The 14,123-nt window shown below is 67.2% G+C and carries 18 protein-coding genes, 1 tRNA gene and 1 pseudogene; 9 read left to right on the forward strand and 11 right to left on the reverse strand.

Going from position 1 to position 14,123, the window contains the following annotated elements; all coding sequences use genetic code 11:
• The first annotated feature begins 64 nt into the window (after positions 1-64).
• The 3 genes from EAT49_RS21680 (at position 65) to gluQRS (ending at position 2,514) form a co-directional block, all read left to right on the forward strand.
• Positions 65-196, forward strand: a complete 132-nt coding sequence (locus EAT49_RS21680; RefSeq protein ID WP_281274700.1) for a hypothetical protein — start codon at positions 65-67, stop codon at positions 194-196.
• A gap of 41 nt (positions 197-237) precedes the next feature.
• Positions 238-1,602 carry a methylenetetrahydrofolate--tRNA-(uracil(54)-C(5))-methyltransferase (FADH(2)-oxidizing) TrmFO gene (gene trmFO / locus EAT49_RS01205; RefSeq protein ID WP_123640456.1) on the forward strand — a complete coding sequence of 455 codons (1,365 nt, stop codon included), beginning with the start codon at positions 238-240 and terminating at the stop codon, positions 1,600-1,602.
• Positions 1,603-1,671: 69 nt separating this feature from the next.
• A complete protein-coding gene (gene gluQRS / locus EAT49_RS01210) occupies positions 1,672-2,514 on the forward strand; it encodes a tRNA glutamyl-Q(34) synthetase GluQRS (RefSeq protein WP_123640457.1) in 843 nt (280 codons plus the stop codon).
• 17 nt (positions 2,515-2,531) lie between these two features.
• On the opposite strand, the gene EAT49_RS01215 is transcribed toward gluQRS, so the two are convergent.
• A complete protein-coding gene (locus EAT49_RS01215) occupies positions 2,532-2,975 on the reverse strand; it encodes a type II toxin-antitoxin system RatA family toxin (RefSeq protein WP_123640458.1) in 444 nt (147 codons plus the stop codon).
• Between the two features lie 150 nt (positions 2,976-3,125).
• On the opposite strand from EAT49_RS01215, the gene hpt reads away from it, so the two are divergent.
• The 4 genes from hpt to EAT49_RS01235 all read left to right on the forward strand — a co-directional run bounded on the left by hpt (position 3,126) and on the right by EAT49_RS01235 (position 5,338).
• Positions 3,126-3,671 carry a hypoxanthine phosphoribosyltransferase gene (gene hpt, locus EAT49_RS01220; protein WP_123640459.1) on the forward strand — a complete coding sequence of 182 codons (546 nt, stop codon included), beginning with the start codon at positions 3,126-3,128 and terminating at the stop codon, positions 3,669-3,671.
• Positions 3,672-3,681: 10 nt separating this feature from the next.
• Positions 3,682-3,873, forward strand: a complete 192-nt coding sequence (locus EAT49_RS01225; protein WP_123640460.1) for a hypothetical protein — start codon at positions 3,682-3,684, stop codon at positions 3,871-3,873.
• Positions 3,874-3,984: 111 nt separating this feature from the next.
• A complete protein-coding gene (locus EAT49_RS01230; RefSeq protein WP_123640461.1) occupies positions 3,985-4,446 on the forward strand; it encodes a c-type cytochrome in 462 nt (153 codons plus the stop codon).
• Between the two features lie 4 nt (positions 4,447-4,450).
• Complete coding sequence (locus EAT49_RS01235) at positions 4,451-5,338, forward strand: c-type cytochrome (RefSeq protein ID WP_123640462.1); 888 nt, start codon at positions 4,451-4,453, stop codon at positions 5,336-5,338.
• Here the strand turns inward: EAT49_RS01235 and olsA are convergent.
• From olsA to EAT49_RS01250, 3 genes and pseudogenes are all read right to left on the reverse strand, one after another.
• Positions 5,313-6,146 (reverse strand): lyso-ornithine lipid O-acyltransferase, encoded by an 834-nt coding sequence (olsA, locus tag EAT49_RS01240; RefSeq protein WP_123640463.1) that lies wholly within the window; start codon positions 6,144-6,146, stop codon positions 5,313-5,315. The genes EAT49_RS01235 and olsA overlap by 26 nt on opposite strands.
• Positions 6,143-6,911, reverse strand: a pseudogene (gene olsB, locus EAT49_RS01245) (L-ornithine N(alpha)-acyltransferase). The gene olsA and the pseudogene olsB overlap by 4 nt, the downstream one beginning before the upstream one ends.
• 168 nt (positions 6,912-7,079) lie before the next feature.
• Positions 7,080-7,268: a DUF3553 domain-containing protein gene (locus EAT49_RS01250; RefSeq protein WP_123640464.1), complete on the reverse strand. Its 189-nt coding sequence runs from the start codon at positions 7,266-7,268 to the stop codon at positions 7,080-7,082.
• A gap of 36 nt (positions 7,269-7,304) precedes the next feature.
• On the opposite strand from EAT49_RS01250, the gene EAT49_RS01255 reads away from it, so the two are divergent.
• Positions 7,305-7,895, forward strand: coding sequence for a histidine phosphotransferase family protein (locus EAT49_RS01255; protein WP_123640465.1), 591 nt, complete (start codon positions 7,305-7,307; stop codon positions 7,893-7,895).
• Here EAT49_RS01255 and EAT49_RS01260 read toward each other — a convergent pair.
• The 7 genes from EAT49_RS01260 to EAT49_RS01290 all read right to left on the reverse strand — a co-directional run bounded on the left by EAT49_RS01260 (position 7,885) and on the right by EAT49_RS01290 (position 13,621).
• Positions 7,885-9,135: a glutamate-5-semialdehyde dehydrogenase gene (locus EAT49_RS01260; protein WP_123640466.1), complete on the reverse strand. Its 1,251-nt coding sequence runs from the start codon at positions 9,133-9,135 to the stop codon at positions 7,885-7,887. The genes EAT49_RS01255 and EAT49_RS01260 overlap by 11 nt on opposite strands.
• A gap of 38 nt (positions 9,136-9,173) precedes the next feature.
• Positions 9,174-10,280: a glutamate 5-kinase gene (proB, locus tag EAT49_RS01265; RefSeq protein WP_123640467.1), complete on the reverse strand. Its 1,107-nt coding sequence runs from the start codon at positions 10,278-10,280 to the stop codon at positions 9,174-9,176.
• Entirely contained in the window at positions 10,268-11,323 is a 1,056-nt protein-coding gene (gene obgE / locus EAT49_RS01270) for a GTPase ObgE (RefSeq protein WP_123640468.1), read from the reverse strand. The genes proB and obgE overlap by 13 nt, the downstream gene beginning before the upstream one ends.
• A gap of 55 nt (positions 11,324-11,378) precedes the next feature.
• Entirely contained in the window at positions 11,379-11,864 is a 486-nt protein-coding gene (locus EAT49_RS01275; protein WP_185020604.1) for a GNAT family N-acetyltransferase, read from the reverse strand.
• A gap of 17 nt (positions 11,865-11,881) precedes the next feature.
• Positions 11,882-12,418 carry a GNAT family N-acetyltransferase gene (locus EAT49_RS01280; protein ID WP_123640470.1) on the reverse strand — a complete coding sequence of 179 codons (537 nt, stop codon included), beginning with the start codon at positions 12,416-12,418 and terminating at the stop codon, positions 11,882-11,884.
• A gap of 147 nt (positions 12,419-12,565) precedes the next feature.
• The gene (rpmA, locus tag EAT49_RS01285; RefSeq protein ID WP_123640471.1) at positions 12,566-12,835 is read right to left on the reverse strand and encodes a 50S ribosomal protein L27; all 270 of its coding nucleotides are present in this window, start codon (positions 12,833-12,835) and stop codon (positions 12,566-12,568) included.
• Positions 12,836-12,841: 6 nt separating this feature from the next.
• Positions 12,842-13,621 carry a 50S ribosomal protein L21 gene (locus EAT49_RS01290; protein ID WP_123640472.1) on the reverse strand — a complete coding sequence of 260 codons (780 nt, stop codon included), beginning with the start codon at positions 13,619-13,621 and terminating at the stop codon, positions 12,842-12,844.
• A 218-nt stretch (positions 13,622-13,839) separates the two neighbouring features.
• Here EAT49_RS01290 and EAT49_RS01295 point away from each other — a divergent pair.
• Positions 13,840-13,929 (forward strand) — tRNA-Ser (locus EAT49_RS01295).
• Positions 13,930-14,123: the final 194 nt, after the last annotated feature.

Raw genomic sequence — 14,123 nt, forward strand, 5'->3', positions numbered from 1 at the left:
TCTTGCCGTCCTCGTCGTCACGCCCCGGCTCCAGTCGCGCAGCTAACGCCGCTATCTTGAACAGGTGGCGGCAAAGAACACAAAGCTGGCGGCAAGCCAGGAGGAGGCACGCACGGCGGTCGAAGGCCAGACTGCCGCGCTGGAACGGATCGCCGCTGTGCTCGTGACGCTGTCCCGCTCGGCCCTCGCCCAGTAGCGACCCTTTCTTTTGCTGGCCCGATGCCCTAGGTCCGCACCATGACTGACATGACCCTGAACATCGTCGGCGGCGGGCTCGCCGGGTCGGAAGCCGCCTGGCAGGCCGCCGAGGCCGGCTGCCGCGTCGTGCTGCACGAGATGCGCCCCGCCGTGGGCACCTTCGCGCACCGGACCGGCGATTTCGCCGAGATGGTCTGTTCCAACTCCTTCCGCTCCGACGACGACGAGCAGAACGCCGTGGGTCTGCTCCACTGGGAGATGCGCGCCGCGGGCGGGCTGATCATGGAGATGGCCGCCCGTCACCGCCTGCCCGCAGGCGGCGCGCTCGCCGTGGACCGCGACGCCTTCTCCGCCGCCATCACCGAGCGCCTGCGCGCCCATCCCCGCATCGAAACCGTTGCCGCCGAGATCAAAGAACTGCCTCGCGACGGTCATTGGATAATCGCCACGGGCCCCCTCACCTCCGGCGCGCTGGCAGAGGCGATCCGCGCGGAAACCGGGGCCGAGGCGCTGGCCTTCTTCGATGCGATCGCGCCCATCGTCTATGCCGACACGATCGACATGTCGGTGGCCTGGGAGCAATCGCGCTACGACAAGGGCGAGACCGAGGCCGAGCAACGCGCCTACATCAACTGCCCGATGACCCGGGACGATTACGAGGCCTTCGTCGACGCGCTGCTGGCGGCGGACAAGACGGAGTTCCACGAAGGAGAAACGGCCGGATATTTCGACGGCTGCCTGCCCATCGAGGTCATGGCCGAGCGCGGCCGCGAGACGCTCCGGCATGGCCCGATGAAGCCGCGCGGCCTCACCAACGCACATGCACCCGAGGTGAAACCACATGCCGTCGTGCAGCTGCGCCGCGACAATGCGCTGGGGACGCTCTACAACATCGTAGGCTTCCAGACGAAGATGAAATACGGCGCCCAGGCCGAGGTTTTCCGCATGATCCCGGGCCTTTCCGAGGCAAAGTTCGCACGGCTCGGCGGCATCCACCGCAACACGTTCCTCAATTCCCCAACCCTGCTCGACGAGCAGATGCGGCTGAAATCACGGCCCAACATCCGCTTCGCCGGGCAGATCACCGGCGTCGAGGGCTATGTCGAAAGCGCCGCCATGGGACTTCTTGCAGCGCGCCTTTCGGTGGCCGAGATCACGGGGCGCAGCCTGCCCCCGGTTCCGCCCACCACCGCCACGGGCGCGCTCGTCACCCACATCACGGGCGGGGCGGATGCGAAGACCTTCCAGCCCATGAACGTGAACTTCGGGCTGTTTCCTCCTGTATCCGGGCTGAAATCCGGGCGTCGAGGCCGCACCGACCGCTACCGGGCCTATACCGATCGCGCCAAGGTCGACTGGCAAGCCTGGCTCGCGGCGACGGCCGCCGCTCCGGTGCCCGCGTGACGGCTCCGGTGCCCGCTTGACGTCCATGCACCCCGGGCAAACCGACCCTCTCATGGCGTCTCGCGTCCCGTGATCACCCGCTTCGCGCCGTCGCCCACGGGGCCTCTGCATCTCGGTCATGCCTTCTCCGCCCTGACCGCCTGGCAGCGTGCGAAGGATGCGGGCGGCACCTTCCTTCTAAGGATCGAGGATCTCGACGCCGACCGCTGCCGCGCCGAATGGGAGGCACTGATCTTCGAGGACCTTGACTGGCTCGGCCTCGACTGGCCCCGACCCGTCCTGCGCCAGTCCGATCACGTCGGAGAGTATGAGACCGCCATTGCTCATCTCGCCGAACGCGGCCTTGTCTATCCCTGCTCCTGCACGCGAACCGACCTCCGGGCCGCCCTTTCGGCCCCGCAGGAAGGTGCCCCTGCCGTGGGGCCCGACGGCATCGTCTATCCGGGAACCTGCCGCGCGCGGCCCATGTCGGACCGGCGGGACGGCGACGCGCTGCGCCTCAACATCGGTCGCGCCGTCGCCGCGGCGGCTGACCTCAGCTTCGAGGAAACCGGTCCTCTTCATCCGGGCCATCATCGGATCGACCGGATGGCCCTCGTGACTGGAACCGGTGACATCGTCCTGGGGCGCAGGCTGACGGGCATCGTCGCCTATCACCTGGCCGTGGTCTGGGACGACGCCCGGCAGGGCGTGACCGATGTCGTGCGCGGAGAGGACCTGTTCACGGCCACGCCGGTGCAGGTGTTGCTTCAGGCGCTGTTCGGCCTGCCGACCCCACGCTACCACCACCACGAATTGATCAGGGACGAACGCGGCCGCAGGCTCGCGAAACGGGATGATGCTCGGGGGATATCGACCTACCGCGAGGCGGGTCTCTCGCCGGCCGACATCGTGATGAAGATCGGCCTTTAAGCCCTGACGAAGCGCTCTCAGCCGTAAAGGGCCCCGGCCCGCCGCTCGAAGGCGCGCACGATGCGCTGCATCGCCTCGTTGAAGAACATCCCCGCAGCGCCTTGCAACAGCCTGTTCTTGAACTCGAAATCCACGTCGAACCGGACCTTGCAGCCGTTCGGATCGTCTTCGAACCGCCACCGGCTTTCCATGTAGCGGAACGGGCCGTCGATATATTCCGTGTCAATCACCCGATCCCCGGGCCAGAGGGTGACCCTGGAGCCGAACTTCTCCCGGAAGACCCGGAACGAGATCACGAGATCCGCCAGCATCACCTCCCGGTCGCCGTGATCCTCTCTTGAGCGGACACGCGCGGCGGCAGTCCATGGCAGGAACTCCGGATAGGAGGCCACGTCCGCGACGAGATCGTACATCTGCTGCGGCGTGTAGGGCAGGACGCGGGTCTCGGAATGACTGGGCATGGTGCTTTCGGTCCGTTTCTCGGGCGTCATGTCTGCCAGCCGGGGCGGCGTTGCAAGTCGGGCGCGACGTCGCAGCGCGGACTGACTCCCTCGTGACACGACCGCCCCGCCCACTATGCTGCGCGAGTCAGGGACTGGACGAGGGCCGCCATGGTGCGCACCGACTACGTGGTCGACGAGATGATCTCGGCCAAGACCATCGCCGCGCGGATCGAGGCGCTCGCCCGTGAGATCGAGGCCGATTTCGCCGGAACGGAGAAGCTCGTTGTCGTGGGACTTCTTCGCGGGTCTTTCGTCTTCATCGCCGATCTCGTGCGCGAACTCCGCCTGCCGGTGGAAGTGGACTTCCTGGAGGCCTCCTCCTACGGCGACTCGATGCAGTCCAGCCGGGAGGTACGCATTCTCAAGGACCTGCGGGGCGAGATCGGCGGACGCGACGTCCTTCTCGTCGAGGATATCGTCGATACGGGTCACACCCTGGCGCGAACCACGGAGTACCTGCTGACCCGGGAGCCCGCGCGGCTGAAGACGATCGCCCTGCTGGACAAGCCCGCCCGTCGCGAAGTCGATTTCAAGGCCGACTGGACCGGTTTCGCCATCCCTGACGAGTTCGTGGTGGGCTACGGCATCGATTATGCCCAACGAAACCGCAACCTGCCCTATATCGGCAAGGTACGCTTCACCGGCGATAGCTGAGGAGAGGACCATGCACTACATGCGCTGGTTGATGCGGGCCAAGAAATGGCAGGCCCGCCCGCCCTCGGAGAAAATGGTGAAGCTGGTGCTGAGCCTGATCGTGGCGGGAATCGTCGTCGCCTCGGTGGAACGCTGGGTCGGCTGGCCCGCCTGGGCCCAACTCGACCCGGTCGGCCCCCGCAATGCAGCCCAGCAGCGCTGAACACGGGTCTGCGCGCTGACGCTCGATCCATGCGACATTGTGACTGGCCTTGCGGGTCGGGGGTGCTACGGTCCCCCAACGTCAGCTCCTCAGAACCGGAACACAGCACACATGCATCGCACAGTTATTGTTTCAGCCATCGCCCTCGCAGCGACCGTTTCGCCGGCTCTCGCGCAGGACCGCGATCCTCTCGCCGCCGCGATGAGCGCGCGTCAGTCCCACATGCAGCTCTACGCCCACAACCTCGGGATTCTCGGCGGCATGGCGCGCGGCGACATGGAGTATGATGCCGATATGGCGGCGATCGCGGCGGCCGACCTCGTGGCCCTCGCCTCGGTGAGCCAGCAGGCCTATTGGCCCGAGGGCAGCAGCAACGCCGATTATGAGGACAGCCGCGCCCTGCCCGCCATCTGGGAGGACAGCGCCGGGTTCGAAGAGGCCAAGGCGGCCCTCCTCGCCGCGGCGACGGCCCTCGCGGCGACGGCCGGCACCGGACCCGAGGGACTTGCCGGCATGCGAGACGTCGGCGGTGCCTGTGGCGCTTGCCACGAAACGTTCCAGGAAAGCCGCTGATCGCATGCGCCTGTTACCGTGGGGGGCGGCTCTCGCCCTCCTGATCGCTGGGGCGGGCTGGGTGCTGAGCGCCCCGGCCCGCGAACCGGAAACCCACGCGGCACTTGTGGGCGACCCGGAGGCTGGCCGGCTGAGCTTCGCGGCCGCCGGGTGCGCCTCCTGTCACATCGACCCCGAGGCCGATATCGACGCCGGGGTTCCTCCGGTCCTGTCGGGCGGCGAGCGCTTCGAGACAGCCTTCGGCACCTTCGTCGCGCCCAACATCTCCCCATCACCCCAGGGCGTCGGCGACTGGACAGATGCTCAGCTTGTCCACGCCATGGCCGCGGGCGTTTCGCCAGACGGGCAGCACTACTACCCTGCCTTCCCCTATGGATCCTACTCCCGGGCGGACCTGCAGGATCTGGTCGACATCGCCGCCTACATCCGCACCCTGCCCCACTCCGATCGCGAGAACGAGCCGCGGGAGCTGAGCTTTCCCTACTCGATCGCCCGCACTGTGGGTCTGTGGAAGCGCCTCTACGTCTCGCCGGACTGGGTCCTCGAAACCGCCGATACGCCTGAAATCGAACGCGGCCGCTACCTCGTCGAGAGCCTCGGTCATTGCGCGGAATGCCATACCCCCAGGGGAGCCCTCGGCGGGCTCGACACGACCCGGTGGATGGCCGGGGCACCCAATCCTTCGGGAGAAGGCCGGATCCCGAACATCACACCCGCTGTCCTGACATGGTCCGAGGCGGATATCGTGGCCTACCTGGACACGGGCTTCACCCCGGACTTCGACGTGGCCGGAGGCAGCATGACCTCGGTCGTCAAGAACATGGCGCAGCTTCCCGCCTCGGACCGGGAGGCCATCGCGGCCTATCTCAAGGCGATCCCGGGCGTGGAGTGAGCCGCGCCTCCACCCCGTCGCGCACCCGGACCTCCGCCAGTCTCGCCAGCACCTTTCGGTCCGGATGCGCGGCCACGCGAAGGGGCGGATGAAAGACGATCATCACTGTGCCCTGCCTCCTCGCGGCCAACACGGTCAGCAGATGGGGGCCGAACGCCATGTCACCCCACCATCCGTAGCGCCTCGGATCGTCGCCCCGGGCTGCGCCGTAGATCAGGCTCACCGGCTGAATCCAGAGCATCTCGCGCAGAGGTTCGGCGAGGAAGGCCGCGAAAAGCGTAGGCTTGAACGGCAGGACCTGCCGGCCATCGGTGGACGTGCCCTCGGGAAACACAACGAGCCTGTGACCCGCGCTCAGCCGCTCCTCGAACAACCGCACCTGACGCGGTGCTTCACGCCGGTCGCGGTCTATGAACACCGTTCCCGTGGCCCGGGCCAACCAGCCGATGCCGGGCCAGTCGCGAACCTCGGCCTTCGAGACGAAGTAGATGCGCTGGCAGGCGTTCAGCGCGAAGATGTCCAGCCAGGACGAATGATTGGCGACCACGGCGCCCGGTTCCCGCATCGGCGCGCCCTCGACGCGGTAGTCGATCCCGAGGATCCGGATCGCCGTCCGGCAGACCCCTTGCGTGATCCACGGCGTCACCGGCCGGCGCGGATGGCAGAACGGCCATTCGAAAAGCCGCAGGAAGAGCAGAACCGCGAGTCCCCCGAAGGTCACCACCGCCAGCGCCACCCCCCGCGCCCCGGCAAGCAGAAGCGAGCCGTGGACTCGCGCCGGCGGTGGCGCGTCGGAAGTCCAGGTCATCCGGCACTGTCCGCAGCAACACCTTCACGCCCGTAGATGCGGGCGCTGCGGAGGTTGAGCCGCGCCGTGTCCATCAGCATGCAGACATCCGTCGTGTTGAACTCCCGGTCGATCCAAGCCCCTGCACCCACGGTCCCGCCCAGCCGCAGGTAGGCCTTGATCAGCGCGGGCACTTCGAGCAGCGCCGCGCGCCGGTCCACTTGATGCGCCGGAAGGATATCGAGCGCCACCGCGCCCGGCGGTCGCGCCGTAACCCGCAGGTCGGGCGGCGCGAGATGATTGTGGTGCAGGTAGGACAAGGGTTGCGCGAGGTCGGACGGATCCGTGCCATGAAAGGACGCCACGCCGAACAACACTTCCGCTCCGGTACGGGCGACATGCTCGGCCAGCGCGAGCCAGAGAACGTGCATGGCCGTACCGCCGCGATACTCTGGAAGGAGACAGGACCGCCCCAGCTCCAGCAGCCGGCGTCCTCCGGACCGGAGCGGGCCAAGATTGTACTCCGCCTCGCTGTAGAACCGCCCCGCTGCCGCCGCGGCTGCCGCGTCCATCAGACGGTAGGTCCCGACGACCCGCCCGCCACGCGCCCGGTCGATGAGCAGGAGATGCGCCGCGACTTCGTCGAAGCTGTCCCTCTCCAGCCCGGCGGAATGGTCCACCAGAGGGCCGTCTCCGCCCAGTTCCTCAACGAAGGGCCTGCGCCGCGCGAACATCTGCCGGACCGGCGGCAAGCCGCACCGCGAAATCGGGTTCAGCGGCGATCATGGCGACGTGGCTCTCCAATCATGGACTGGGCGGGGCCGGGTTTCTCTAGGAGGGCCGGTGCAGGTTTGCAATATCACGGACCAGTGTGCCACTGACGTGACGACCCGTCGCGCCCACCAATTCTTGGTTGCAAGAATAAACAATCATGCTACCAAGGGTTGCATTTCATCACTCCCGATCAAGCGCGACGAGATCGAGGACGACCTGCCGCCCATCCAGGACGACCTTGCCCTCTTCGCTGAAATTCACCGTGATACGACCCGCGATGTTCGATTGCACCTGCCCCACCCCCCAATCCGGTTTCGCCGGTAGCCGCACCAGCATCCCCGGGCTGAGGTGGTCGTTCGGATCGGACATCTCGGCGTTTCCTTTCCACACAGGGATTTGTCGGCAATGATGGATCGTGATCTGACCGCGCTCGTGGCGTCCCGCATCTGTCATGATCTCATTAGCCCGCTCGGCGCGATCGGCAACGGGCTGGAGCTCATTCAACTGTCGTGCGGAACCTCGCCGGAACTCGATCTGATCAATGCCAGCGTCACCCATGCACGCGCAAGGATCCGCCTCTTCCGCCTCGCCTTCGGGGCCGGGAACGGACAGTTGATCGACAACCGGGACGTCCAGGGCATGCTACAGGACCTCGGCCACGGCACCCGCTTGACCTATCGCTGGTCGGTGTCCGAAGCGGCCCCCCGGGCAGAGATCAAGGCCGCCCTCCTCGCCATGCTGTGTGTCGAGACCGCTCTGCCGCGGGGCGGAACCGTGGGCGCGCAACTCTTCGGCGGGCACTGGCGGATATCCGGCGAAGGTCCCGCACTCCGCGTCGATCCCGCCGCATTCGGCGTCCTCTCGGACGAGACCGACGGCTCCACGATCACCCCGGCGGGCATCCAGTTCCTGCTCCTGCCGGCCGCCACCAAGGCCATCGGCCGGACCTTGAGCGTGGTCAGAGGCGGCGACACGGACCTCGGAATCAGCTTCTGACGGCGCCGTCAGCGCTCACGAGATACTTGAAACTCGTCAGCTGCTCCGCGCCCACAGGCCCCCGCGCATGCATCTTGCCCGTGGCGATGCCGATCTCCGCGCCCATCCCGAACTCTCCCCCGTCAGCGAACTGCGTCGAGGCGTTGTGCATCAGGATCGCGCTGTCGAGTCGGGAAAAGAACCTGTCGGCCGCCGCCTGGTCCTCCGTCAGGATGCAATCGGTATGCTGAGAGCCGTACCGGCGGATGTGCGCGATAGCATCGTCAATGTCGTCAACAACTTTCGCGGCGATCTTCATGTCGAGATACTCGCGCCCCCAGTCGTCCGCGGTCGCCGGCAAACTCCCCTTCAGACCTTGGGCCCGCACCTCGACGCCCGCCTCCATCAGCATGTCCACGATCCGCTGTCCGAGGTCGATGGCGCCCCGATGCACCAGCAGACATTCTGCAGCTCCACAGATGCCCGTGCGCCGGGTCTTCGCATTCATGACAACACGGAGCGCCTTGTCCGGGTCTGCGGCGGCATCGACATAGACATGCACGATCCCCTCGAGATGGGCGAAGACGGGAACCCGCGCCTCGCGCTGGACAAGGCCAACGAGGCCCTTTCCACCCCTGGGCACGATCACGTCGATGCTGTCCGTCATGGCAAGCATCTCGCTGACCGCGGCTCGGTCCCGCGTGGGCACGAGCTGGACCGCATCTTCCGGGAGACCCGCGGCTCTCAGCCCCTCCACGAGGCAGGCGTAGATCGCGGAGGAGGAATGGAAGCTCTCCGATCCGCCGCGCAGGATCACGGCATTCCCGGACTTGAGGCAGAGCGCACCCGCGTCCGCGGTCACGTTCGGTCGGCTTTCATAGATCACCCCGACGACGCCCAACGGCGTGCGCACCCGGCGGATATGGAGCCCCGTGGGCCGGTCCCATTCCGCAATTGTAGCGCCGACGGGATCGGCCTGCGCCGCGATCGCCTCGAGCCCTGCCGCCATCGCCTCGATCCGGTCCGCATCGAGGGCGAGCCGGTCCATCATCGCCGCCGTCAGCCCCTTCTCGCGCCCGTACTCGAGGTCCCTCGCGTTCGCTTCCATCACGACGCCGGCGTTTCGGCGCAGGCAATCGGCGGCCTCGGTCAACGACCGCTCCTTGGCCTCCGAGGAAGTTGAGGCAAGGATCGCCGCCGCCGCCCTGGCGCGCTGACCGATCTCCGCCATGAGGTCGGCAATGTCGTTATTGTCCTTCATCTTGCGGCGCGTCCCTGATGTCGTGCATGAAGATCATGCTAGCCCACCATATCGTCCCGGTGGATCAGCACGCTGCGGCCCTTGTAACCAAGGATCGCCTCTATGTCAGCGCTTCTGTGTCCCCGGATCGCCCGCGTCTCGGCCGCGGTGTAACGGGTCAGCCCTGCACACAGCCTCTGGCCTCCTGGCCCCAGCACTGCCACCGGCTCGCCGCGCCCGAACTGACCCGAGACGCCCGTCACACCCGCCGGCAGAAGGCTCTTGCCCTGCGACAGCGCCCGCGCGGCCCCTTCATCCACGGTGATCTCGCCCTGGGGCTTCATCGCCGCGATCCAGCGCTTGCGCGCCGCCTGTGGCGTGGTCTGCGCCGCGAACCATGTCGCGGGCGCGCCGTCTTCGAGACGTCTCAATGGGTTTTCGGGCGATCCCAGGGTGATCGCCATGGCGCAGCCCGCTTCCGTCGCCACCCGCGCCGCCATCAGTTTCGTCTTCATGCCGCCCTTGGACAGGCCGGAGCCTGCATCGCCCGCCTGCGCCTCGATCTCCGGCGTGATCGCCGCGACCACGTCATATCGGGTCGCCGCCGGATCGAGCGCAGGGTTCGCCGTGTAAAGACCGTCCACGTCCGACAGCAGCACGAGCACGTCTGCGCCTACCGTCACTGCCACCTGCGCGGCCAGCCTGTCGTTGTCGCCATACCGGATCTCGTCCGTCGCCACGGTGTCGTTCTCGTTGACGATGGGCGTGACACCGAGGCCGAGGAGCGTTTCGAAGGTGGCGCGCGAATTGAGATACCGCCGCCGGTCGCGGCTGTCCTCTAGAGTCACCAGAACCTGCGCCGCGATCAGGCCATGGGGCGCCAGGACCTCTTCATAGGCGCGCGCCAACCGGATCTGACCCACCGCCGCCGCCGCCTGCGACTGTTCCAGCGCGAGGTCCGCCGATCCCAGCCCCAGCACGCCACGTCCCAGCGCGATGGACCCGGAGGACACCAGCACCACCTCCACCCCGCGCGTCCGCAGGGCCGCCACATCCTCGGCCAGGGACCGCAACCAGGTCGAGCGCAGGCCCCCGGATCCGCGGTCCACGAGCAGCGCAGAACCGATCTTCACGACGAGCCGTCGCGCCTTCGTCAGGGCTCCCAAGGTCCTTCATCCTCTGTCGCCCCGGCGGTTCCGGTCGCCTCCGCATCGCCAGGCGCCTTGACGCCCACGATCTTGCGCAGGGCCCGCAGCACGTCGGGAACACCCTCCCCGGAGACCGAGGACATGGTCTTGACCTCCCCGGCGCCCCCGGCCTCCAGTTCCTCGACCAGAAACGCCCGCTCCTCGGCATCGAGCGTGTCGATCTTGGTCAGCACCGTGATCCGCGGCTTCGCGGCGAGGCCCGCGCCGTAGTTGCCGATCTCCTTGACGATTGTTCGCCAGTCGCCGACTGGATCGCCGGACGTCCCGTCGACGAGATGCAGCAGCGCCGCCGACCGCTCCACATGGCCAAGAAACACGTCGCCCAGCCCCTTGCCCTCGCTCGCCCCCGCAATCAGCCCGGGAATGTCCGCAACCACGAACTCGGCCCCGTCGGACGTGACGACACCGAGGTTCGGCACCAGGGTGGTAAAGGGATAATCCGCAATCTTCGGACGCGCGTTCGAGGTCGCCGCCAGAAAAGTCGACTTGCCCGCATTCGGTAGACCCAGCAGACCCACATCCGCGATCAGCTTCAGACGCAGCCAGAGCGTGCGTTCCACCCCCGGCTGACCCGCATTGGCATGACGCGGCGCCTGGTTGGTGGAGGTCTTGAAATGCAGGTTGCCCCAGCCGCCGTTTCCGCCCCTGGCCAGCAGGACGCGGTCACCCGGCCGGGTCAGATCGGCGATCACGGTCTCCTCGTCCTCGTCCAGGATCTCGGTTCCCGCGGGCACCCGCAGCACGATGTCGTCGCCATCCTTGCCGGTCATGGCGCGGCCCATGCCGGCCTGGCCGTTCCTGGCAAAGAAATGCTGCTGGTAGCGGAAGTCGATGAGCGTGTTGAGCCCGTCCACCGCCACCGCCCAGACATCGCCACCGCGCCCGCCGTCGCCGCCGTTCGGCCCGCCGTATTCCACGAACTTCTCCCGCCGGAACGAGACGCACCCGTTTCCGCCGCTACCGGAGCGGATGTGGACACGCGCGAGGTCGAGAAACTTCATGAAGGTCGCTTTCCGGGCGATGAAGCCGACCCACTACGCCAAGTCGCAGAGGCCCTCAAGTCCCGGACCGGCGTGCTTGCCAGTCCGCGCGGGTGAGCTCGACCACGACCGAAGCAACCTCCCGTCCGAGTGGTCTGCTCGGCCGCATCTGCCGGCGCATCTCGCGGAACCCGAGCCCGCTCAACACAGCGGCGGAGCGTGCGTTTCCCTCAAGATGACTGGAGGCGAGGTTTTCCCCCCTGCTTTCGAAGAAGGCATCAACGACCGCCGCAGCCGCCTCGGGCATGTAACCCTGCCCCCAATGGGCCCGGGCGAGCCAGTAGCCCAGCTCGTCGTCCGTCGCGATGATGCCCAAAAGCGCGTCGTCCCGCATGATCGCGAGCGGCGCCACCCGGCCCGCCTCTGCCTCGGCGATGAACCACTCCGCATCCTCGCGTGCGTAGGGCCAGGGCACCGAGGACAGCCACCGCGTGACCTCCCAGTCCTGCAAGGCCGCCGTGATCGCAGCGGCATCCCTCTGCTCCACGGGGCGGAGCAGCAACCGCTCCGTCCGCACCGTCATTGCACGGCGAGCGCGTAGGTCCAGGTCGGCACCATTGCACGCCGGGCTGTCGAATAGGCCTCGGCGTCTCCGAGATACTCGAAACCGCAGTTCGTGAGCACCCGAGCGGACCCCGGATTGTCCTGAAAGACTTCGGCGAAGATCTGTCGCGCGTTGTGGGGGTTCGCTGCGATCAGCGCGCGCACCGCTTCAGTGGCGAGCCCCGCGTTCCACAGCTGTGGCGCGATCCAGTAGCTGATCTCGGACTGCTCCCGGTCCATCCGGCCCAGCGAGATCGTCCCCACCAGTTCCGCCAGGCCCGTCGCGGCGCCGTCGATCGCCCAGGTGTCCTCCTTGCGGTCTGGGGCGGAGGCACGGGTGATCATCGCGTCCACCGCACCGGGCGGCAGGGGATGCGGAATCGCGCGGGTCATTTCGGCCATGCGCCGATCCGCGGCATAAAGCCCGATCAGCCCGGCATCCGAGCGCCTGAGCGGACGCAGCACGAAGCGTTCTGCCTCGATGACGGGCGGGTCTTCTGTGGTGTCGAACATCGAGCGGGTTCCTCCTCCCGTTTCGCGGTTTCCTGTCGGGGTCCCGCGACGTACCGATGACGGGGCGCGACGTGATGCGCCCTGAAAACAGACAGGGGGACCGCCAAGCCGCCGGTCCCCCTGTCTTCTGATCCCATGAAGATCGAGTTACTCGGCAGCCTCCGCGACCGGAAGCACGGAGATGAAGGTTCGACCCTTCAGACCCTTGTGAAAGGTCACATTGCCCTCGACCGTGGCGAAGATCGTATGATCCTTGCCTTGGCCCACGCCGTTGCCCGGCCACCATTTGTTGCCGCGCTGGCGCGCGATGATGTTGCCCGGAACGACTACTTCGCCGCCGAACTTCTTGATGCCCAGCCGACGGCCGGCAGAATCGCGTCCGTTCCTCGAGGAACCGCCTGCTTTCTTGTGTGCCATTGGCCTTTACTCCTTCTCGGCGGCGAACTGCGTCGCCTGGTCGATCCAGTTGTCCCGGGCGATGCGGCCCTTGAACGACAGCTTGTCGTCCATATAGGCAATTTCTTCGGGACCCCAAGCGGCGATCTGATCGAAATGATAGACGCCGTTCTGGTGCAGCAGACCTTCGAGCTTCGGACCGACGCCCGAGATCTTCTTGAGGTCGTCCGGCTTGCCGTCGCGCGCCGCATCGAGCAGGTTGCCGGGCCGCGTGCCGGTGTCGGCCGTGGGGGTCGCCTCGGTCTGTGCCGCGGGCTCCGCCGCAGTGTCAGTCGTGACGGGCTCGGACGGCTTCGCCTCCGCCTCGGAGGCACCTTTGGCCTTGGCCGCCTTCTTCGGCGCCTCGGCCTTCGGGGCGGCCGCCTTGGGCGAGGCGGCGGCCATCGCGGAGGCGGAAACGCTGCCCGCACCGACGGCCGCCATGACGCCCGAAGCTCCCGCTCCGTTCTCCAGCAGCTCCGTCACCCGGACCAGCGTCAGGTCCTGGCGATGACCCTTGGTACGCTTCGAGGAATGCTTCCGCCGCCGCTTGACGAAGTTGATCGTCTTCGGCCCGCGGATCTGGTCGATCACCTCGGCCTGCACCCCGGCGTCCTCTACGAAGGGCGTGCCCACGGTGGCGCCCATCATCAGGACATCGTTGAACTGAACCTTGTCGCCGGCAGCGGCCGCCAGCTTCTCCACCCGGATCACGTCGCCGGGGGCGACCTTGTACTGCTTGCCGCCGGTCTTGAGAACCGCAAACATCGCGTCATTCCTTTTCTCTGCCGCGCCGTCCGGCCTCCCCGTTCGGGGACGTTCCCGGGGGTGATCCAACCCCGCCATGTGGCTGCGCACCCCCGGCACTGGGGGCGTTCGTTGAAGCCGCGCTTATCCATGCCGACCCCTGCCCTGTCAAGGCCCGCCCGAGGCCCGAGATCGGGGCTTGAACGCCCCTGCCCGGATAGCTACATCGCGCCCCACGCGGAGAGGTGCCGGAGTGGTCGAACGGGGCGGTTTCGAAAACCGTTGACCCTGCAAGGGGTCCCAGGGTTCGAATCCCTGTCTCTCCGCCATATTCCCTGACGTGTCTCTAGGGATGGTGGGGATATCGAGGTCCGACCCGGTCGCCCGACCACTGGCACCGCGGTCCGGTTCCCTAGAATTCCTTGACGGCACTTGGTCGACGCCGGCCTGTCTGACGCGGCGTGACCCTTTCTAGAAATGCAGGGGTTCAGCCGGGCGGCGCAGGCCTCGCGGCGCGCGGACG

Source organism: Histidinibacterium lentulum (assembly GCF_003789055.1).
Lineage (GTDB): Bacteria > Pseudomonadota > Alphaproteobacteria > Rhodobacterales > Rhodobacteraceae > Oceanicola > Oceanicola lentulus.

Coding starts and splice junctions, on each gene's coding strand:
- obgE (WP_123640468.1), bottom strand. CDS start 11,323: ATGAAGTTTCTCGACCTCGCGCGTGTCCACATCCGCTCCGGTAGCGGC.
- EAT49_RS01290 (WP_123640472.1), bottom strand. CDS start 13,621: ATGTTTGCGGTTCTCAAGACCGGCGGCAAGCAGTACAAGGTCGCCCCC.
- EAT49_RS01215 (WP_123640458.1), bottom strand. CDS start 2,975: ATGCCCAGTCATTCCGAGACCCGCGTCCTGCCCTACACGCCGCAGCAG.
- EAT49_RS01235 (WP_123640462.1), top strand. CDS start 4,451: ATGCGCCTGTTACCGTGGGGGGCGGCTCTCGCCCTCCTGATCGCTGGG.
- EAT49_RS01225 (WP_123640460.1), top strand. CDS start 3,682: ATGCACTACATGCGCTGGTTGATGCGGGCCAAGAAATGGCAGGCCCGC.
- hpt (WP_123640459.1), top strand. CDS start 3,126: ATGGTGCGCACCGACTACGTGGTCGACGAGATGATCTCGGCCAAGACC.
- EAT49_RS01280 (WP_123640470.1), bottom strand. CDS start 12,418: ATGTTCGACACCACAGAAGACCCGCCCGTCATCGAGGCAGAACGCTTC.
- olsA (WP_123640463.1), bottom strand. CDS start 6,146: ATGACCTGGACTTCCGACGCGCCACCGCCGGCGCGAGTCCACGGCTCG.
- EAT49_RS01260 (WP_123640466.1), bottom strand. CDS start 9,135: ATGAAGGACAATAACGACATTGCCGACCTCATGGCGGAGATCGGTCAG.
- EAT49_RS01250 (WP_123640464.1), bottom strand. CDS start 7,268: ATGTCCGATCCGAACGACCACCTCAGCCCGGGGATGCTGGTGCGGCTA.
- EAT49_RS01255 (WP_123640465.1), top strand. CDS start 7,305: ATGATGGATCGTGATCTGACCGCGCTCGTGGCGTCCCGCATCTGTCAT.
- EAT49_RS01230 (WP_123640461.1), top strand. CDS start 3,985: ATGCATCGCACAGTTATTGTTTCAGCCATCGCCCTCGCAGCGACCGTT.
- rpmA (WP_123640471.1), bottom strand. CDS start 12,835: ATGGCACACAAGAAAGCAGGCGGTTCCTCGAGGAACGGACGCGATTCT.
- trmFO (WP_123640456.1), top strand. CDS start 238: ATGACTGACATGACCCTGAACATCGTCGGCGGCGGGCTCGCCGGGTCG.